The 20,536-nt window shown below is 65.2% G+C and carries 14 protein-coding genes and 1 pseudogene; 2 read left to right on the top strand and 13 right to left on the bottom strand.

Annotation, left to right across the window (positions count from 1 at the left end):
• Positions 1–59: 59 nt before the first annotated feature.
• The 6 genes from NGM28_RS09780 to NGM28_RS09755 all read right to left on the bottom strand — a co-directional run bounded on the left by NGM28_RS09780 (position 60) and on the right by NGM28_RS09755 (position 6,108).
• Positions 60–1,478, bottom strand: coding sequence for an efflux transporter outer membrane subunit (locus NGM28_RS09780; RefSeq protein WP_240064071.1), 1,419 nt, complete (start codon positions 1,476–1,478; stop codon positions 60–62).
• Positions 1,475–2,350, bottom strand: coding sequence for an efflux RND transporter periplasmic adaptor subunit (locus NGM28_RS09775; RefSeq protein WP_240064072.1), 876 nt, complete (start codon positions 2,348–2,350; stop codon positions 1,475–1,477). The genes NGM28_RS09780 and NGM28_RS09775 overlap by 4 nt, the downstream gene beginning before the upstream one ends.
• Positions 2,347–2,559 carry a DUF1656 domain-containing protein gene (locus tag NGM28_RS09770; protein ID WP_011531590.1) on the bottom strand — a complete coding sequence of 71 codons (213 nt, stop codon included), beginning with the start codon at positions 2,557–2,559 and terminating at the stop codon, positions 2,347–2,349. Before NGM28_RS09770 ends, NGM28_RS09775 begins: the two co-directional genes overlap by 4 nt.
• Positions 2,556–4,643, bottom strand: a complete 2,088-nt coding sequence (locus NGM28_RS09765) for an FUSC family protein (RefSeq protein WP_252089948.1) — start codon at positions 4,641–4,643, stop codon at positions 2,556–2,558. The genes NGM28_RS09770 and NGM28_RS09765 overlap by 4 nt, the downstream gene beginning before the upstream one ends.
• Positions 4,640–5,077: a MarR family winged helix-turn-helix transcriptional regulator gene (locus NGM28_RS09760; RefSeq protein WP_252089946.1), complete on the bottom strand. Its 438-nt coding sequence runs from the start codon at positions 5,075–5,077 to the stop codon at positions 4,640–4,642. Before NGM28_RS09760 ends, NGM28_RS09765 begins: the two co-directional genes overlap by 4 nt.
• Positions 5,078–5,295: 218 nt before the next feature.
• The gene (locus NGM28_RS09755; RefSeq protein WP_011531587.1) at positions 5,296–6,108 is read right to left on the bottom strand and encodes a tetratricopeptide repeat protein; all 813 of its coding nucleotides are present in this window, start codon (positions 6,106–6,108) and stop codon (positions 5,296–5,298) included.
• Positions 6,109–6,315: 207 nt separating this feature from the next.
• Between NGM28_RS09755 and NGM28_RS09750 the strand changes: the two genes are divergently transcribed.
• Positions 6,316–6,876 (top strand): WCX domain-containing protein, encoded by a 561-nt coding sequence (locus NGM28_RS09750; protein WP_252089944.1) that lies wholly within the window; start codon positions 6,316–6,318, stop codon positions 6,874–6,876.
• 92 nt (positions 6,877–6,968) lie between these two features.
• Here the strand turns inward: NGM28_RS09750 and NGM28_RS09745 are convergent.
• From NGM28_RS09745 to NGM28_RS09715, 7 genes and pseudogenes are all read right to left on the bottom strand, one after another.
• Positions 6,969–7,831 (bottom strand): annotated as a pseudogene (locus NGM28_RS09745) (ABC transporter permease).
• A 13-nt stretch (positions 7,832–7,844) separates the two neighbouring features.
• Complete coding sequence (locus tag NGM28_RS09740; protein WP_252089942.1) at positions 7,845–8,708, bottom strand: ABC transporter ATP-binding protein; 864 nt, start codon at positions 8,706–8,708, stop codon at positions 7,845–7,847.
• A gap of 6 nt (positions 8,709–8,714) precedes the next feature.
• Positions 8,715–9,734, bottom strand: a complete 1,020-nt coding sequence (locus NGM28_RS09735) for an ABC transporter substrate-binding protein (RefSeq protein WP_252089941.1) — start codon at positions 9,732–9,734, stop codon at positions 8,715–8,717.
• Between the two features lie 18 nt (positions 9,735–9,752).
• Positions 9,753–10,652, bottom strand: coding sequence for a TauD/TfdA dioxygenase family protein (locus NGM28_RS09730; protein ID WP_252089940.1), 900 nt, complete (start codon positions 10,650–10,652; stop codon positions 9,753–9,755).
• Between the two features lie 366 nt (positions 10,653–11,018).
• Complete coding sequence (locus tag NGM28_RS09725) at positions 11,019–12,377, bottom strand: HlyD family type I secretion periplasmic adaptor subunit (protein ID WP_252090117.1); 1,359 nt, start codon at positions 12,375–12,377, stop codon at positions 11,019–11,021.
• A 7-nt stretch (positions 12,378–12,384) separates the two neighbouring features.
• Positions 12,385–14,541: a type I secretion system permease/ATPase gene (locus NGM28_RS09720; protein ID WP_011531580.1), complete on the bottom strand. Its 2,157-nt coding sequence runs from the start codon at positions 14,539–14,541 to the stop codon at positions 12,385–12,387.
• A gap of 44 nt (positions 14,542–14,585) precedes the next feature.
• Complete coding sequence (locus NGM28_RS09715) at positions 14,586–15,923, bottom strand: TolC family outer membrane protein (protein WP_213659083.1); 1,338 nt, start codon at positions 15,921–15,923, stop codon at positions 14,586–14,588.
• A gap of 350 nt (positions 15,924–16,273) precedes the next feature.
• Here NGM28_RS09715 and NGM28_RS09710 point away from each other — a divergent pair.
• Positions 16,274–20,536: retention module-containing protein (locus tag NGM28_RS09710; protein ID WP_252089938.1), on the top strand; the 4,263-nt coding region annotated here is incomplete at its 3' end.

Here is a 20,536-nt window from a genome sequence, read left to right as displayed (position 1 = left end):
CGACGCGGCGCTGTAAGGCAGGCTCCAAGCCGCGCTGGAGCCTGTGGATAAGTAATTCGCTATTGCCGGGCCGTGCCTTTCCAGCCTCCGCCCAAGGCCAGGAACACGCCAATCTGCCCCATCGCCACCTGGCTGTTCGCCGCCGCCAACTGCGACCGCACATCGGTGTAGGTACGGGTTGCCTGCAAGTCGGCGAGGAACGACTCACGCCCCACCTGGTAACGCAGGTGCGTCTGGTCCGCCGATTCCTTGGCCGAGCGCTCGGCGTCGGCCAGGGCATCGCGGCGGTCGAGCAAGGCGCTGTACTGGGCCAGGCGGGTCTGGGTTTCGCGGATGGCGTTGAGCACCACGCCGTCGAAGTGCGCCAATGCCGCCTGGGTGGAAGCCTCTGCCTCGCGAATGCGCGCGCGGGTGCCGTTGGTGGGGATGTTCCAGCTGATCTGCGGGCCGAAGCCCCAACGGTTGGTCGACGGCTCGCCGAGGTTCTTCAGCAGGCCGATGGTACCCACCTGGGCGCCGATGCTGATGTCCGGGTACAACGCGCCCGTGGCCACGCCGATATAGGCGGTCGCCGCCGCCAGCTGGCGCTCGGCCTGGCGCACATCGGGGCGGCGCTTGAGCAATGCGGCGCCGTCACCCACCGGGATCAGTTGCGCCAGCTGCGGCAGCTCGGCGCAATCGGCGGTGCCCGCAGGCAGTTGCTCGACGGGCTTGGCCAGCAATGCGGCCAGCGTGTACAGGCCGGCCTCACGCTCGGCCTTGAAACGCGGCAACTCGGCACGCAGCGACTTGAACTGCGTCTGCGAACGGGTGACCTGGGTCTCGTCGCCGCGGCCGGCGTCACGCAGGCGCTGGGTCAGTTGCACGCTCTGCTCCTGCAGGTCCAGCGACTCGCGGGCGATGTGGTATTCCTCGTTGGCCGAGCACACCTGGGTGTAGGCCTTGACCACATCGGCCACCAGGGTGATGCGCGCGGTGTCGGCAGCCGCCTGCACCGCGTCGGCGTTGGCCTTGGCAGCCTCGGTGCCGCGCTTGAAGGTGCCCCACAGGTCGAACTGGTAGCTGGCGCTGATGATCGCCTCGCCGATGTTGGCCACCGGCACCTTCTCCGGCAGCAGGAAGGCTTCGCCGGACTCCTGCAGGCGCTGGGCGCCCGCCTTGATACCGCCGTTGAAGCCCCCCTGGGATTCGGCCACTTCGACCTGGGCACGGGCCTTGGCGATATTGGCGGCGGCCACGCGCAGTTCTGTGTTGGCGCCCAGGGCCTCACGCACCAACGTATCGAGGCGCGGATCCTGGTAGAGCTGCCACCAGTCCTCGGCCACCGGTGCCGACACCACGCTGTCAGCGTCCTGGCGTAGCGGGCCGTTGAGGTCGGCGCGTTGCACGGCTGCGTCCTTGGGCACCTCGTAGTTCGGGCCGACCATCATGCAGGCGCCCAAGGACAGGCTGAGGCCGGCCAGGATCAGGTGTTTCATGGGCGCTTGTCCTCGATGATCGACACCGTGGCGGTGCGCCCGGCAATCATGCGGAAGTCCTGTGGCACTTCGTCGAAGGCAATGCGCACCGGGATCCGCTGGGCCAGGCGCACCCAGCTGAACGCCGGGTTGACGTTGGGCAGCAGGTTGGCGCCGCTGCTGCGGTCACGGTCCTCGATGCCGGCGGCCAGGCTCTGCACGCGGCCGCGCAGGCGCGTGTTGTCACCCATCACGCGGATCTCCACGGCGTCGCCAATGTGGATGCCGCCCAGCTTGGTTTCTTCGAAGTAGCCATCGACGTGGTAGGAAGCACTGTCGACCACCGACAGCACCGGGTGCCCGGCGCTGACGAACTCGTGGGCGCGCGGGGCGCGGTCGTTGAGGTAGCCGTCCACCGGGCTGCGCACCACCGAGCGGTCGAGGTTCAGCTGGGCGACGTCCACCTGCACCTGGGCTTCGTTGACCGCCGAGCGCGCGCGGGCCTCGCGGGACTGGCTCTCTTCCAGTTGCTCGGCCGCCACCAGGTTGCCCAGCTTGCGGTTGCGCTGGGCTTCTCGCGAAGCCTGGGCCAGGGTTTCCTGGCGCTCGGCCAGGGTCGCCTTGGCCTGGCGCAGGGCCAGGGTGAAGCGGTCCTGGTCGATGGTGAACAGCACGTCGCCGCGCTTGACGGTCTGGTTGTCGCGCACCTCGACCTTCTGGATCAGGCCGGAGACATCCGGGGCGATCTGGATCACGTCGGCGCGGATATGCCCGTCGCGGGTCCACGGCGCGAACATGTAGTACACGACCATCTGCCACACGAGCACGGCGGCGAAGGTCACTACCAGCAAGGTCAGGACCACGCGGCCCAGGGTCAGCAAAGGTTTTTTCATGGCAGCATCAGGCTTCGGCAAAAGTGGTCCACCGCGCCAAGCAGCACGGCATACAGGGCAACGTTGAACAACGCCCGGTGCCAGACCAGGCGGTAGAAATGCAGGCGCACCAGCACCGCGTGCACGCCCAGGTACAACAGGTAGGTGCCAAACATCATCACCAGCAGCGTGGGCAGGAACACCCCGCTGATATCCAGTTCACCGATCACAGGGGCGCTCCATCGAGGCCAGGGGGCAGTTGCGTTTGTTCGGCAGGCTCGAGCATCACCTCGACCCCCGGCAGCAGCGCCAGGCGCAGGCCAGCCAGGGCATGCAGCAGGTGAGTGCGGGCATCGCCGCGTTCGTACAGTTCGTCCAGGTTCAGCGCCAGACGCGCGCGCTCCATGTTGCGCAGCAACGCCGCCGGGGCGTGCAGCCGCTGGTTGGCGCGCAGGCAGGCGGCGTAGTGGCCGCCGACTTCCTCGACCACGGTACGCAAGCGCTCGCGGGCCTGGCTGCCGGCGCGGGGCATGTAGGCCAGCAGGTCGAGCAGGTTCAGGCCCACGCGCAGGTCGCGCAGGGCCACGCCGCTGTCCTGGCCGGTCTGCGACAGGCGCGGCAGGTGCTGCATCAGGCGGTCGAGCATCTGCACACCCACCTGGCGATGCTCAGCCAATGTTGCCGGCTCGGTCATCTCGACGATGTCGCGCCAAGCGAAGCGGGTCATGCGCTTGGCCGCCAGTTCCACGCCGAACGGGCGCACGACCAGGGTCCAGATGAAGGCGAACAGCAACCCCACGGGGCCGGCCAGGTTGGCGTTGATGAAGGTGAAGAAGTCGGCGTCGTAGGCGCCCTGGATGCTGATGAAGGTCGAGGTGTTGACGATGGTCAGCAGGGTGCCCAGGTAGAAGCGCGGCTGCACGGTCAGGGTACCGACGCAGATGAACGGCACGGCGAAGGCCAGCACCAGCATGGCGAAGTCGTGCAGGTTGGGCAGCACCAGGAACAGGTACAGGCTGGAGAAGATCACCGACATCAACGTCCAGAAGAAGAACCGGTAGATCTGCGGCGCCGGGTCGTCCATCGCGGCGAAGAAGCTGCACGACACGGCGGCGAGGATCACCGCGGTGGCGCCGTCGTTCCAGCCCAGGCCGATCCACAGGCCGCAGGCGACGACGATGGCGGTGACCGTGGAGAACACCGAGTAGAGCATCAGGCCGCGGTCGAAGAACGGTGTCAGGCGGCCCAGGCGCCAGTGGCGGTACACTGCGCGCCAGGGCTTGGCGTCATCCTTGCGCAGGGCGTGCTGCAGGGTGCAGCAGTCCTGCCAGAGATCGGCCCACTCGGTCAGCCGGTAGAGGGCGTTGGACAGCAGCAACTCGGCGCGCTGGTCGATGGCCGCGGCGCCAGGCTGCAGGCGGTCGATCTGCTCGTGCAGGGCTGTCCAACGCGCCACCGAGGCACTGTCGGCGGTGCCCTTGAGCCATTCGCGGGCGCTTTCCAGCACCGGTTGCAACTGGGCGAACTGGGCGGGGGCTCGGCCTTCGAGGGCGACCAGGGCATCGTCGAGCGCGTCCATTACCGGCAACAGGTGGATCATGCGGCCGCGCAGCTCGCGGGCGTTCTTCAGAGTGTGCGGGCCGGCGCCTTCATGGCCGAGCTGGCCGATCATCATCTCCAGCGAGTTGAAGGTGGCGACCATCGCGCCGCGCATGCCGCCGAGCTTGTCGGCACTGGCTTCGCGGGCAAGGTAGGTGTCGCTGTAGCGGATCGCCTCGTTGAACCAGCTGCCGGTGGCGCCGACCACCACCGGTGCCAGGCGCCGAGGCCAGAAGACTGCGCCAACCACCGCCGCGCAGACGATCCCCAGGCAGATCTCCTGGGCGCGGGACGAAGCCACGTCGAACACCGCCAGCGGGTTGTCGACCACGGCCAGGGCAATCATCGGCAGGGTGTAGCCGGCCAGCATCAACACGTAGTTGTTGGCCGTGCGCAGGTTCAGCGAGAGGAACAGCAGGGTGCCGGTCCACAGGGCGATGGCGATGCTCAGCAGCAGGGGTGACTGCACCAGCGGCGGCACCAGGAAGATCGCCCCACCAGCGCCCAGCAGCGTGCCGAGGGCGCGGTACAGCGCCTTGGAGGTGGTCGGGCCGAGGAACGGGCTGGAGACGATGTACACCGTAGCCATCGCCCAGTACGGGCGCGGCAGCTGCATCAGCAGGGCGATGTACAGGGCGATCATCGAGGCGGCGAAGGTGCGCACGCCGTAGAACCAGTCGCGGGCCGGAGGCACCGAGCTGAAGAAACCGTTCATGGCAGCGTGCCCGCCGCTTCGAAGGCCTGGATCACCCGCAGGGTGGCTTCCAGGTCGGCCTGGTCGATGCCGTGCAGCACTTCGCGCCGCAGGCGCACCAGTTCACCCTCGATGGACTCGGCCAGGGCGCGGCCCTCGGTGGTGAGGCTCAGGGCTTTGGCGCGGCGGTCCAGCGGGTCCTCGCTGCGGCACACCAGGCCCGCCTTGCACAACTGGTCGAGCAGACGCACCAGTGACGGGCTTTCCAACCCGGCTGCCTGGGCCACCGCCACCTGGTGCACGCCATCGCCCAGGCGCACGATCATCAGCAACGGCACGGCGCAGGCTTCGGAAATGCCATAGCCGGTCAGCGCGCCCTGGCACAGGCGACGCCAATGCCGGGCGGCCACGACCATGCCGCTGCTGATCTTCAGGTGCAGTGCGTCAAGGGACATAAAGAGAACCGAGGATATTCATAGTTTGCTAACTATCAATATACGCCCTGCCCTCCCCCTGTCGTCAACCGGGGGCGATGGCAGGTTTGGATGAAAGGTTGTTCATGATCCTTGTAGGAGAGGCTTCAGCCGCGATGCCGGCAACGCGGTGCCTGGCACCCGCTCGCGGGTGATCGCAGCTGAAGCCGCTCCTACAGAGGATTCTTCAAATCAATGGGTTATGGCTGGATTTGATCTTCCAGCTTCATGGTCAACGCCAGGTTGCTGCCCAGCTTGATCGCCTGGTCGCGCCACCCCAGGTAGCGCGCCGCGTCGCGGCTGCTGAAATGCACCGCCAACTCTTCAGCCGCCTGCATCACCCCGGTCGCCGCCGCCAGCTCGAGCCAGTACAGCGCGGCCTTGGTATCCGGGTCCACATACAGCCCATGCAACAGGCGATAGCCCACCTCGAAACGGCAGCGCGTCTCACCCTGTCGGGCCCCGCGCAGGAACCACTGGTAGGCTTCGCAAGGGTCGACCTGCCAGTCCTGGCCGCCGTCACAAACTTCTTCCTCGTACAGGTCCCCCAGCGCCGCAGCAGCCAGGGGCATGCCGCGCTCGAAGGCATGCCGGTAGTACTCGGCGGCGTTGGCATAGGAGATATCCACACCCTTGCCGAAGTAGTGCTGCTGCCCAAGGTTGAACCAGGCCGCGGCATTGCCCTGCAAGGCCGCCATGCGCAACAGGTGCCCCGCCAGCACCGTGTCGCCGCGCCAGTACTTGCCATTGAGCCAGATCCAGCCCAGGTCGTTGAGCACCGCCACGTTGCCCAGCAGTGCCTGGCGACAGAGGTCGGCATAGATCGCCTGCAAGTCGACCGCTTCATCCAGGCGGTCGACCAGGCCGAAGCGTTCGCCCGCCAGCGCCTGCTGGCTCGGCATGCCGATCCCGGCGAACAGCCGGTGGCGCTGCCCCGGGCGCGCCGGCGCCGGGACGATCCGCTCGGGTAGAAGCCGCGCGAGCAGCGAATGGATATTGCTGGCAGCAGACATGTTCATCCTCATTGAACGACCCACAGCACCGACCACGACTGTGATGAGGCGTGATTCTGCGCGATGCCACGACAAAACCTGTCGCGAACGATTCGATCCCTGGCAACCATTTGCCTGTTCCTTGATCTGAGCAGGCTGTGGCCAATTGCCATGCCCCACCCGTGTCGCCATCCTATGGCGGCATAGCCTAGACAAGGACGTTTCCTTTTGCCGTTCGCCACCACCCGCGCCACCCTCAGCCGCCAATGGGCCTTGCTGCGCCAGCTGCCCAGCCGCTCCCCCGGGATCACCAGTGCCGAGCTGGTGTGGCGCCTGCGTGACGTGGGCTTCAGTGTCAGCAAGCGCACGGTGGAGCGGGACCTGAACGAGCTGTCGCTGATCTTCCCGCTGGAGCGTAACGACAAGAGCATTCCGTTCGGCTGGCATTGGTCGGCCAGCGCCGGAAGCGAGCTGAGGGGGAATTTCGATCTGCAGGGCTACCTGCGGGGCGATTCGCTGCAGCCGGCCGTGGATGAAGGGGTCGAGTTGCAGGCGTGGGTCAGCGACCACCTGGCCCGCCAGCTGCGCGAGGCGCCGTTGACCGGGGACATGCAGCTGACCGCGCTGGAGCAGGGGCACCGGTTGCGGGCCACGGTGGTCGATGGCTGGCCGCTGCGCTGGTGGCTGCTGAGCCAGGGACAGGGGTTGGTGGTGGAGTTGCCGAGCACATTGCGCGAGGAAATCGCCCGTACGCTGGCCGCCGCCGCCGCCCAGTACCAAGGCCTGTAGGAGCCAGCCTTGCTGGCGATGCAAGGCGTAGCCTTGCCCGGGATACCGAGCGAGGCCGGTTCGCCAGCAAGGCTGGCTCCTACAGGGCCAAGCTAGCGCTGCATCCCCCAGCGCCTCAGCGTCAGCCGCTCCAGGGTATTGAACACCAGCCCCTCCACCAGCAAGCCGATCAGGATCACCACCGCCAACCCGGCGAATACCTTGTCGGTGTACAGCTCGTTGCGGTTCTGGAAGATGTACCAACCTAGCCCACCCTTGCCGCTGCTGGCGCCGAACACCAGCTCGGCGGCGATCAGCGTGCGCCAGGCAAACGCCCAGCCGATCTTCAACCCCGACAGGATCGATGGCAGCGCCGCCGGCACCAGGATGTGCAGCACCAGCCGCAAACCACGCAAACCATAGTTGCGCCCCGCCATGCGCAGGGTTTCGGATACCCCGAGAAAACCGGCGTAGGTGTTCAGCGCCAGCGCCCACAGCACCGAGTGCACCAGCACGAAGATCAGGCTGTTGTCGCCCAGGCCGAACCACAGCAACGCCAGTGGCAACAGAGCGATGGCCGGCAAGGGGTTGAACATCGAGGTGAGGGTCCCAAGCAGGTCACGCCCCAACTGCGTCGAGACCGCCAGGCTGGTCAGGCCGAAGGCCAGGACGATACCCAGCACATAGCCCTTGAGCAGTACCACCAGCGAAACACCGACCTTGGCCGGCAGCTCGCCACTGGCCAGGCCACCCCCAGTGCCGTGGCGGTCTGCAGGAAGCTGGGCAGCAGCAGGTCATTGCCGGTATAGCGGGCCACCGCCTCCCAGATGCCCGCGAGCAGCACCAGGATCAGCGCCTTGCGCAGCCAGCCCTGCTGCCACAACCGCTGTACCACCGGCAGCTCGCGTTCCAGCGGCACCCCGGGCAGGGGTTGCAGTTGCACTTCGTATTCCTGGCGTACAGGTGTCGTCGTCATGCCCTGGCTCCTGTCAGTAGGCGATACGGATGTCGTTGAAGCCCAGGTCATCCACTTGCTGCGGGGCATCGGCCTCGTCGAACAGCAAGCGATGGATGCGCCGGGCGCTGGCCTGGAAATCGCCGCCACCCAGGCTGCCGAGGTCGTACTGATGGCTATGCACCTCGGCCCGCACACGCCCGGGGTGCGGCGACAGCAGCAGAATGCGGTTGCCGACCACCAGCGCCTCCTCGATGGAATGGGTGACGAACAGCAAGGTGAAACGCACCTCCTCCCACAACAGCAGCAGCTCTTCCTGCATCTTGCGTCGGGTCAGGGCGTCGAGTGCGGCGAATGGCTCGTCCATCAGCAGGATCTTCGGTTGCGTGGCCAATGCCCGGGCGATAGCCACACGGGCCTTCATGCCGCCGGACAGGGTATGGGGATAAGCGTCGGCAAAGGCCGCCAGGCCAACCTTGTCGAGATAGTGCAGCGCCCGCTCCTCGGCTTCGGCGCGCTTGAGCTGCCCGGACACCAGCAGCGGGAACATCACGTTCTGCTTCACCGTTTTCCACGGCGGCAACTGGTCGAACTCCTGGAACACCACGATGCGGTCCGGCCCGGGGCCGCGCACCGGCTGGCCCTGGAGCAGAATCTGCCCTTCACGCGGCGCGATGAAGCCGGCCACGGCCTTGAGCAAGGTGGACTTGCCGCAGCCGGACGGGCCGAGCAGCACGAAACGGTCGGCACGATCAACTTCGAAGCTGACCTGATGGGTGGCCCGCACCACGCGCTGGGCGGTGCGGTACTCAAGGGTGAGGTTTTCCACCGCCAGCAGCGGTGGGGTGGCGACAGGGCTCAGATTGCTGGCCGTGTGGCCTGGCAATGGGGCGGTCATGGGTGATCAGCTCCCCTGCAGCGGGCGTTCATCCTGGAAGAAGTAGTCCTTCCACGACGCAGGCTTGTTCTTGATCGCGCCGACCCGGTAGAGGAAATCGGCCAGCTTGTAGGTGTTCTTCGGAGTAACGGTGAACTCGTACTGGGGGTTGTCGATCAGCTTGATCAGCGCCTCGCGGTCGATCTTGGCCTGGGTCACGCGGATGTAGGTGTCGGCGGCGGCAGCCTTGTCCTTCTGGGCGAAGTCGGCAGCCTCAGCCAGGGCATCGATGAACGCCTTGTAGGTCTTCGGGTTGTCGCTGCGGAATTTCTCGGTGGCGAACAGCAGCGTCGGTGAGTTGGGGCCGAGCAGGTCGTAGCTGTTGAGCACCACATGCACATTTTTGTTGGCCAGCACCTGGTCCTGGAACGGCGGGTTGGAGAAGTGCCCGTTCAGCTCGGTGCCCCCGGCCAGCAGCGCGGCGGTGGCGTCCGGGTGCGGCACGGCCAGGGTGTACTTGTCGAGGCGGTTGTATTCCTTGTCGCCCCACTGTTGGGCGGCGGCATATTGCAGGAAGCGCGACTGCACCGAGACGCCCACCGCGGGCACGGCAATGCGGTCCTTGTCACCGATATCGGCGATGGTCTTCACATTGGGGTTGCTGCTGACCAGGTAATACGGGAAGTTGCCCAGCGAGGCCACAGCCTTGACGTTCTGCCGGCCCTTGGTGCGGTCCCACACGGTGAGCAGCGGGCCGACGCCGGCACCGGCGATGTCTACCGAGCCGGACAGCAGTGCGTCGTTGATCGCCGCGCCGCCGGAGAGCTGGGCCCAGTCGACCTTGATGTCGATGCCCTGCTCCTTGCCGTGCTTCTCGATCAGTTGCTGGTCACGGACGACGTTGAGCAGCAGATAGACGATGCCGAACTGCTCGGCGATGCGGATCTGCCCTTCGGCGTGGGCCACGGTGGGCGCCGCGAGGCTGCCTAGACCCAAGCTGGCGCCCAGGGCGATGCTGGCCGCCAGGCGGCTGATGGATGTACGCATGATGAATGTCCTCAGTCGTCAGAACGGGGCATCGCCCTGGATAGTGGTGCGATACAGCTTGCGCCGCAGGTGCGCGGGGCAGCCGGCGGCCAGGTGGATCAGCGAGCGGTTGTCCCAGAACACCAGGTCGTTCGGCCGCCATTGGTGACGGTAGATGTGCTGCTCGAGCACGCTCAGGGCGTACAGCTGCTGCAATACATCGCGGCTTTCGTCATCCGGCAGGCCGACGATGCGGGTGGTGAAGCCCTCGCTGACGAACAGCGCCTTGCGGCCGTTTTCCGGGTGGGTGCGCACCACGGGATGGATGACTTCCTGGACCTGGGCCAGTTGCTCGGCGGTGAGGGTCGGGCGCCAGTTGCCTTCGAACTTGGTCTCGGCGTAGCGGGCGGTATAGGAGTGAGCGGCGACGCGGCCTTCGACGACGTTGCGCAGGGCGTCGGGCACGGCGTCCCAGGCCTTGTGCATGTCGGCAAACAGCGTGTCGCCGCCCTCGCTGGGCAGCTCCTGTGCATGCAGCATCGAGCCCAGGCTGGGGAGCTCCTTGTACGAAAGATCGGAGTGCCAGAACTTGCCGGCATCGCCCAGGCCGACGTTGCGGCCGTCCTCGACGATGTTGGACACGATCAGGATCTCGGGGTGGCCCGCCAGCAGGAACTGCTTGAGCACGTGGATCTGCAGCTCGCCGAAGCGGCGGCTGAAGGCGATCTGCTGTTCGGGGCTGATGCGCTGGTCGCGGAACACCAGGACATGGTGGTCCAGGTGGGCACGGTGAATTCGGGCGAAATCCTCGGCGTTGACTGGCAGGGCCAGGTCGAGGCCGACGATCTCGGCACCGACGGCACCCGGGAACGGGCGGATGTCGAAAGTTTGCGGCAGGGCGCTGTCGATGGACGACAAGGCGTTCGAGGTGGCTGGCATTGGTCACTCCCACGCAGTGCGCGACTTCAGGGCGCGCAACGATCGGAAACGCACGGGGTTTGCCCGTGTGGGTTCGAGTCGTGCGGCGCGCCGATTGGTCGGCGGGTACGCAGTGGGAGTGACTATAAAGTCATAAGAACGATATTTTAAATACCGTTACAGCATATCCATATGAAGGGGTTGTACCTTCAGACCCTGCGTTCACCTGCGGGGGCAACTGTCTTGTGCTGGCTGCACCGCCCCCTTCGCCGGCAAAGCCGGCTCCTACAGGTGAGGCGTTAGCCTTGAGACTGGCTCGATCCCTGTAGGAGCCAGCCTTGCTGGCGATGCCCGGCATGGCCGGGCCAGCTGCTCTCACTAGATCGATCAACGCTCGCGCAGGGCTTCCGAGCGGGCCTTGATGATCGGCTTGAGCAGGTAGCTCATGATGGTCTTCTTGCCGGTCATGATGTCCACCGTCGCCACCATCCCCGGGATGATCAGCAGCGGCTTCTCGTCCGTGCCCAGGTGGCTTTTATCGGTGCGCAGCTTGATCAGGTAGTAGGTGGTCTTCTTGTCTTCGTCGGTGATGGTGTCGGCGCCGATCTGCTCGAGCTTGGCCTTCATGCCGCCGTAGATGGTGTAGTCGTAGGCGCTGAACTTGACCGTGGCTTCCTGGCCCGGGTGCAGGAAGGCGATATCCTTGGGCAGGATCTTCGCCTCGATCACCAGGGTGTCGTCCAGCGGCACGATCTCGATGATGTCGCTGCCCGGCTGGATCACCCCACCGATGGTGTTGACCAGCAGCTGCTTGACGATGCCCCGCACCGGCGAGATGACCACGGTGCGGTTCACCCGGTCATCCAGCGCCTTGCTGGTAGCGGTGGCCTTGTTCAGCTCGGTGCGCGCCTCGTTGAGCTGGGTCAGCGCCTCGCTGCGGAACTTGCCGCGGGTCTCCTCGATCTTGCTCTCGACTTCCTTGATCGCCGCCTCGGCCCGCGGAATGGCCAGGCTGGTGGAGTCCATCTGGCCACGGTTCTCGACCTCGGCACGGCGCAGGCGCAGCACCTCGACCTGGGAAATCGCACCCTGGGCCACCAGCGGCTCGGACATGGCGATCTCCTGGCGCAGCAGCTGCAGGCTGTTGGCGTACTGGGCGCGCTTGGAGTTGAACTCGCGCAGCTCCTGCTGCTTCTGCACCAGTTGCTGCTGCAAACCCGCCACCTCGTCCTGCAACTGCTGCCGACGGCTCTGGTACAGAGACTGCTCGTTGGCGGCCTGGCTGGGGGCAGCCTTGCGCAGCTCTTCGTCGATCTGCAGCGGCTTGTCCTCGACCTCGGCGTTCAGGCGCTGCACACGCAGGGCCATGGCCAGGCGCAGGGCCTCGGTTTCGTCGACGTTGGAAGCGAAGCGGGTCTCGTCCAGGCGCAGCAGCGGCTGGCCGACCTCGACGATCTCCCCTTCCTTGGCGAAGATCTCGGCGACGATACCGCCCTCGAGGTTCTGGATCTTCTGCACCTTGGACGACGGGATGGCCTTGCCCTCCCCGCGCGTCACTTCGTCGATGGGCGCGACGCTGGCCCAGACGATCATGAACAGGAAGAACGCGATCACGCCCCAGATGGTCAGGCGCACGATGCGCGGCGCATCCTCGATCAGCGCCTTGTTGACCTCGGGCAGCGGCTGCCCGGCCAGGGATTCGGAGCCCTTGAAGTAACGGCGCAGGTTGTCCTTGAAACGCCCCATATCCAGCTTATGCAACACTGATCTGCCCCTTCTTCAGCGCATCCATGACGGCGGCTTTCGGGCCATCCGCGACGATCTGTCCACGATCGATGACGATCAACCGGTCCACCAGCGACAGCAACGAGGCGCGGTGGGTGACCAGCAGCACGGTCTTGCCTTCGATCACCGCGGCCAGGCGCTGCTTGAGGCGCTCCTCGCCGGTGTTGTCCATGGCGCTGGTAGGTTCGTCCAGCAGCAGGATCTGCGGGTTGAGCAGCAAGGCCCGGCCCAGGGCGACGTTCTGCCGCTGGCCGCCGGACAGGTTCTGCCCACGCTCGCCGACCTGCAGCTCGTAACCGTCAGGGTGCAGGCGGGCGAACTCGTGCACACCTGCCAGTTCGGCGGCCTGCAGGATCAGCTCGTCCTCGATGTAGCGGGCGCCGCTGACCAGGTTGTCGCGCAGGGTGCCGGCCAGCAGCTGGATGTCCTGGGGCACGTAGCCGATGTTGTGGCGCAGCTCGCTGACATCGATCTGGCGGATGTCCACGCCGTCGACCAGCAGCGAGCCGTTGTCCGGCTCGTAGAGGCCGACGATCAGCTTGGCCAGCGAGCTCTTGCCCGAGCCGCTGCGGCCGATGATGCCGACCTTCTCGCCCGGGCGGATGGTCAGGTTGATACCCTTGAGCGCCTGGTTCTGCTGGTTGGGGTAGGTGAACTCGACCCCGCGGAACTCGACCGCGCCCTGCAGCACCTGGCGGCTCAGCGGGCGCTCCTCGAAGTTGCGCTCCTGCGGCAGCTCCATCATCTGGTCGGTGGCGACCATGGTCACCTTGGCTTGCTGGTAGCGGGCCAGCAGGCCGTTGAGCTGGCCCAGCGGGCCGAGGGCACGGCCACTGAGCATGTAGCAGGCCACCAGGCCGCCCATGCTGAGGTTGCCGTCGATGATCAGGTACACGCCGACGCAGATCATCGCCACGCCGGCCAGTTGCTGGATCAGCAGGGTGATGTTCATGGCCAGGCCCGACAGCACCTTGACCCGCAGCTCCAGGCGGCTGAGGGTGCCGAGGGTCTGCTCCCACATGTACTGGCGCTCGCTCTCGGCGTTGTTGACCTTGACCGCGTCCAGCCCGGCGAGGGTCTCGATCAGGCTCGACTGGCGCTCGGAGGCCAGGGCCATGGTCCGCTCCATGGTCGCCATCAGCGGCTTCTGCAGGGCGTAGCCGATACCCAGGGCCAGCGGGAAGGCCAGGATCGGGATCCACACCAAGTGCCCGCCAATGATGGCGATGACCATCAGGATCAGCAGGGTGAACGGCAGGTCGATCAGGCTCGTCAGTGTCAGCGAGGCGAGGAAGTCGCGCAGCCCTTGGAACTCGTGGATGTTCTGGGCAAAGCTGCCGACCCGCGCCGGGCGGTACTTCATCGACATCCCGACGATGCGCTCGAACAGCGTCGCCGAGATGATCAGGTCGGTCTTCTTGCCGGCCAGGTCCAGGCAGAGGCTGCGCAGGCCCTTGAGGATGAGGTCGAAGACATAGGCGCCGGCAATGCCGATGGCCAGCACCCACAGGGTCGAGGTGGCCTGGTTGGGCACCACGCGGTCGTACACGTTCATCACGAACAGCGGCGCGGCCAGGGCGATCAGGTTGATCACCAGGCTGGCGGCGATGGCATCGATGTACAGCCACTTGCTGCGCAGCAGCGTGTCGCGGAACCAGGAGCGCGCGCGCGGGATGAGGTTGCCGTGGTTGACGTCGAACTTGTGCTGCGGCTGGGCGAAGAACACCTTGCCGCTGTAGTCGCTCTGCAACGCTTCACGGGTGACGTGCACCTCGCCGCCGTCGCTCTCGCTGAGCAGCAGGCGGGCGGTGTCTTCGTTCTCCCAACCCAGCAGGACGGCGCAGCGGCCCTCCTTGAGCAGCACCATCGCCGGCATGGCGATGCTCGGGATCTGCTCCAGCTTGCGTTGCAGCAGGCGGCCCTGCAGGCCCGCCCGGGCGGCGGCGCGGGGCAGCAGCTCGGCGGTCAGGCGCTGCGAGGGCAAGGGCAGCCCGGTGGTCAGCATGGCCCGGCTGGCGGGCTTCTGATGCAGGACACACAGGGTCAGCAGACTGTCCAGCAACGGGTCGTCATGCTGACTGCGTGGATCGTGGCTGAGTTGGACTCGACTGACTTCGGATTCCACGCGGCGCTCTCTTCATCCTTGCGGGTAGGGGCAAGGCGCGCCTGTCAGTTCATGCCTGGCAGGTTCACCTTGGGTTTCAGGTCGTTCTGCACAACGGATGCCATGGGGGCTACGACACCCTGGCTCTTGAGCAGTTGACCAATGGTCGCCTTGATTCGGTATTGAGTAAACATTTGTGTGTTCTTCACCTCTACCAGACGGCGCTGGGCGGTGAAGGTTTCATTTTCGCTGTCGAGCAAATCGAGCAGGGTGCGCTCGCCCAGGCCGAACTGCTGCTGGTAGGCGCTACGCACGCGCTGGCTGTGATCGACGTACTGCTGGGCGATCGGCACCTGGGCGTTGGCGTTGTCCAGAGCATTCCATGCCAAGCCTAACTCCTCATTGAGCTGGCGCAAGGCGTTGTTGCGAATGTCCAGGGCCTGGTTGGCCAGGTACGACTTCGATTCCAGGTCCGCCTTGTTGCTGCCACCGGCGTACAGGTTGAAGTTCATCCGCAGCATGGCCTGCCATTCGTTGTTGTGGCCGACCGCGCCGTCGAGGTTGTTGTCGGCCGTTCGTCCGAGTTCGGCATCGAAGCGTGGATAGAACGTAGACTTCGCGGCTTCATATTGCTTTTCGGCAGCGGCGATGTCGGACTCGGCCGAGCGCAGGATCGGGCTGTCCTCGATCAACTGGTGGCGGGCTTCGTCGAGGGTGGCCGGCAGCAGGTCGACAAATGGCGCTGGCGTGCTTAACTCGTCCGGCATTTGCCCGACGACGCTCAGGTAGTTGGTGTTGGCGTCGGCCAGGTTGGTCTGCTCGGTGATCAGGTTGTTGCGGGCCTGGGCCTGGCGCGCTTCAGCCTGGTCGAGGTCGGCCATGCGGCCTACGCCGCGGCTGGTGCGCAACTTGATCTGGTCGAGGATGCGGTCGTGGTTGCGCAGGTTGTCTTCGGCCAGGCGCACCATTTCGCGGCGGGCCAGCACGTCCAGGTAGACCTGGGCCACGGTCAGCGCGGTGCGTTCGGAAGTACCCAGCAGGGAATAGGCGCGGGCGTTGACGGTGGCTTGCTGGCGGCCGACTTCACTGGAGGTGGCGAAGCCGTCGAAGACCATCTGCCGCAGGCGCAGGGCCGACTCGCCACGGTTGAGGGTTTCCCAGCGGTTGCCGGTGCTGGGGCTGTCGGTGCCCTCGCGGCCATAGCCGGCGGTCACGTCGACCCGCGGCAAATAGCCGCCCTTGGCGGCGCGCAGTTGGTGATCCGCGGCCATGCGGGCATTCACGCCGGCCTGGATTTCCGGGTGCACCTCGAGGGCCTTCTGCATGGCTTCGGGCAGGGTCTGGGCTTGAACAAAGGTGGCGGCAAGCGCGAAAGGAAGAGCGGTGAACAGTGACGCACGCATTTTTACTGGTTCCCGAGAGAGCTGTTGTCCCAAATCACAGCCGAAGCTGTGCCTGCCTTGGAAAATGGCAAACCCCGATCCTGTGTATAGGAAGCTTCCGAATAGGCAGTGCGATTAATACGAAAGAAAGGGCTGTGGATGGCCAAATATCAATGTGACATTACGTTGGCGATTGTTTAGGATGGCAGCCAGAAGGTCAATAGTTTGGCATAAAGTAAATCGCCAATAGTTATAGACGTAAAATTGACACTTTGGTGTGTCAAAAACATTTTTGAAACATTCCATCAGTCGCCGCCTTCGCATGCCGGCCAGGCATGGAAGCCAACTGAACGGGTAGTCCGGAGAGTCCAATGAGCACTGTTGTTGCCATCGTCAAAAGCATTGTTGGCCAAGTCATCGCAGTTTCCCCAGAAGGCATCCGGCGCGTACTCATCGAAGGCGACCGCCTGTTCGCCGGCGAACAGGTAGACACCGGCGCGGGCGGCGCGGTCACCCTGGAGCTGGCCGACGGCCGCCTGCTCGACCTGGGCCGCGACACCCAATGGAGCGCCGACGCGCCCGACAGCAGCACCGACCTGAGCCAGGCCACCGCCCAGGCAGCGCCCTCGGTCGAAGAACTGCAGCAAGCCATCGCGGCGGGTGCCGACCCGACCACCGAACTGGAAGCCACCGCGGCCGGCCCGGCTGCGGCAGGGGGCGGCTCCGTCGGCGGCGGCCACAGCTTCGTGCTGCTCGAGGAGACGGCCGGGGCGGTCGACCCGAACATCGGCTTCCCCACTGGCCCGATCGGTTTCGCCAACGGGCTGGGCAACCAGGAAATCGGCGGGCTGGACACGACGAGCACCGACACCACGGCCAATACGCCGATCAGCACGGGCCTCACCCTCAGCGCCACCCCTTCGATCACTGAAGCGGGTGGCGTGATCGTCTATACCGCGACCGTCGGCCAGGCACCGCTGAGCAACCTCACCGTCACCCTGTCCAACGGCGCGGTGATCGTGATTCCGGCCGGACAGACCACTGGCACCGTCAACGTCAACATCCCGGCGAATGACACGCCGTACAACGATGGCGGCCAGATCTCCACCACCATCACCGGCACCACCGGCGGCAACGGCCTGATCGTCACCCCGAGCACTACGCCGGCGGTGACCCAGGTCACTGACACCATCGACACCACCACGGCGACGCTGACCGCGACCCCGAGCGTGACCGAAGGCGGCGTGATCACCTACACCGTGACCCTGACCAACCCGGCACAGACGCCAGTCACCGTCACCCTGTCCAACGGCCAGACCGTCACCATCGAAGCAGGCAAGTCGTCCGGCAGCGTCGATTTCCAGACCCCGGCCAACGACGTCTACAACAATGGCAGCACCGTCAGCACCACGATCACGGGGGCAACGGGCGGCAACTTCGAGAATCTGGTGCCGAACCCGACGCCAGCGCAAACGGTTGTCAATGACTCGGTCGACACCACCAGCGCGACGCTGACCGCCACCCCGAGCGTGACCGAAGGCGGTGTGATCACCTACACCGTGACCCTGACCAACCCGGCGCAAACGCCGGTCACCGTCACCCTGTCCAATGGCCAGACCGTCACCATCGAAGCCGGCAAGTCGTCCGGCAGCGTCGATTTCCAGACCCCGGCCAACGACGTCTACAACAACGGCAGCACCGTCAGCACCACGATCACGGGCACAACAGGCGGCAACTTCGAGAACCTGGTGCCGAACCCGACGCCAGCGCAGACTGTCATCAATGACTCGGTCGACACCACCACCGCCACCCTTACCGCCACCCCGAACGTGACCGAAGGCGGTGTGATCACCTACACCGTGACCCTGACCAACCCGGCGCAAACGCCGGTGACCGTCACCCTGTCCAACGGCCAGACCGTCACCATCGAAGCCGGCAAGTCGTCCGCCAGCGTCGACTTCCAGACGCCCGCCAACGACGTGTTCGTCAACGGCAGCACCGTCACCACCACGATCACGGGGGCAACGGGTGGCAACTTCGAGAACCTGGTGCCGAACCCGACGCCAGCGCAGACCGTCGTCAATGACAGCGTCGACACCGTCACGGTCGGCATCGCCAGCAATGGCAACGTGACCGAGGCCGAGCAGCCGACCTTTACCGTTTCGGTCAGCCAGAAACTCGACCATGACCTGACTGTGACCCTGTCCAACGGCGACAAGGTGGTTATCGCGGCGGGCCAGACCCAGGCGACCTACAGCCTGCCGGCTCAGGGCGACGACGTGTTCAAGGACGGCAGTTCGGTGACCCTGGGCGTGACCGATGCCAGCGTCCCGGGCAAGACCTTCGAGAACCTGGAGCTCGGCGGTTCGGCCACCGTGCAGATCACCGACACGGTCAGCGAAGTCGTTGCAACCCTGACTGCGGATAAGACTACCGTCAGCGAAGGCGGCCAGGTCACCTACACCGTGACCCTGACCAATGCCCAGGGCCTGCCGGTCACTGGCCACAATGGCCTGACGTTCACCCTGAGCGATGGCACCAAAGTCAGCATTCCGGCAGGCAATGCCAGCGGCACCTTCACCATCACCGCCAAGGATGATGTGTACGTCGGTGGCCAGCCTTCGATCGTCAACAAGCTGGAATCCGTTTCCGGCGCGGACAACTTCGAGAAGCTGACCCTCGGCGACAACACCATCACCACCACCGTTACCGATGAGCCAGGCACCGGTACCCCGGGCACTGGTAACGAAGGCGACAAGGTGTCCGTCACCATCGTCAGCAACGGCGACGTCAACGAAGCCCAGCAGCCGACCTTCACCGTCAAGGTGAACCAGCCGCTGGATCGCGACCTGACCGTGACCCTATCCAACGGTGACAAGGTAGTCATCACCGCCGGCCAGACCGAAGCCACCTACAAAGCCGCCGCCCAAGGCGATGACGTCTTCAAGGATGGCAGCTCGCTGACCGTGGGTATCACCGATGCCACCGTCACCGGCAAGACCTTCGAGAACCTGGAGCTCGGCGGTTCCGCCACCGTGCAGATCACCGACACCGTCAGCGAAGTCGTCGCGACCCTGACCGCCGACAAGACCACCGTCAGCGAAGGTGGCCAGATCACCTACACCGTCACCCTGACCAACGCCCAAGGCCTGTCGGTCACCGGCCACAACGGCCTGACCTTCACCCTGAGCGACGGCACCAAAGTCACCGTGCCTGCGGGCAGCGCCACTGGCACCTTCACCATCAATGCGCCAGATGACGTCTATGTTGGCGGCCAGCCAACCATCACCAACAAGCTTGAATCCGTTACAGGCGCCGAAAACTTCGAGAAGCTGACCCTGGGTCAGGATCAAGTGAAGACCGACGTGACGGACGAGCCTGGTACTGGCACGCCTGGCACTGGCAATGAAGGCGACAAGGTCGCCGTCACCATCGTCAGCAATGGCGACGTGAACGAAGCCCAGCAGCCGACCTTCACCGTCAAGGTGAACCAGCCGCTGGACCGCGACCTGACCGTGACCCTGTCCAATGGCGACAAGGTAGTCATCACGGCTGGTCAGACCGAGGCTGTCTACAAGGTAGCCGCTCAAGGCGATGACGTGTTCAAGGACGGCAGCTCGCTGACTGTTGGCATCATCGATGCCAGCGTCACCGGCAAGACCTTCGAGAACTTGGAGCTCGGCGGTTCGGCCACCGTGCAGATCACCGACACGGTCAGTGAAGTTGTCGCGACGCTGACCGCCGACAAGACCACCGTCAGTGAAGGCGGCCAGGTTACCTACACCGTGACCCTGACCAACGCCCAGGGCCTGTCGGTCACTGGCCACAATGGCCTGACGTTCACGCTGTCCGATGGCACCAAAGTCAGCATTCCAGCCGGCAGCGCCAGCGGCACCTTCACCATCACCGCCAAGGACGACGTGTACGTCGGTGGCCAGCCTTCGATCGTCAACAAGATCGAATCGGTCGCCGGTGGCGACAACTTCGAGAAGTTGACCCTCGGCGACAACACCATCACCACCACCGTTACCGATGAGCCAGGTACCGGCACTCCGGGTACAGGCAACGAAGGCGACAAGGTCGCCGTCACCATCGTCAGCAACGGTGACGTCAACGAAGCCCAACAGCCGACCTTCACCGTCAAAGTGAACCAGCCGCTGGACCGTGATCTGACTGTCACCCTGTCCAATGGCGACAAGGTGGTCATCACGGCAGGCCAGACCGAAGCCACCTACAAGGCTGCGGCTCAAGGCGATGACGTGTTCAAGGACGGCAGTTCGCTGACCGTGGGTATCACCGATGCCACCGTCACCGGCAAGACCTTCGAAAACCTGGAGCTCGGCGGTTCCGCCACCGTGCAGATCACCGACACCGTCAGCGAAGTCGTCGCGACCCTGACCGCCGACAAGACCACCGTCAGCGAAGGTGGCCAGATCACCTATACCGTCACCCTGACCAACGCCCAAGGCCTGTCGGTCACCGGCCACAACGGCCTGACTTTCACCCTGTCCGACGGCACCAAGGTCAACGTGCCTGCGGGCAGCGCCACTGGCACCTTCACCATCAATGCGCCCGACGACGTATTCGTTGGCGGCCAACCTTCGATCGTCAACAAGCTGGAATCCGTTTCCGGC

It is taken from the genome of Pseudomonas sp. MWU13-3659 (assembly GCF_023757525.1).
Taxonomy (GTDB): domain Bacteria; phylum Pseudomonadota; class Gammaproteobacteria; order Pseudomonadales; family Pseudomonadaceae; genus Aquipseudomonas; species Aquipseudomonas entomophila_E.
The sequence above is the reverse complement of the archived record's forward strand: the minus strand, read 5'-3'. Positions and strand labels throughout refer to the sequence as shown.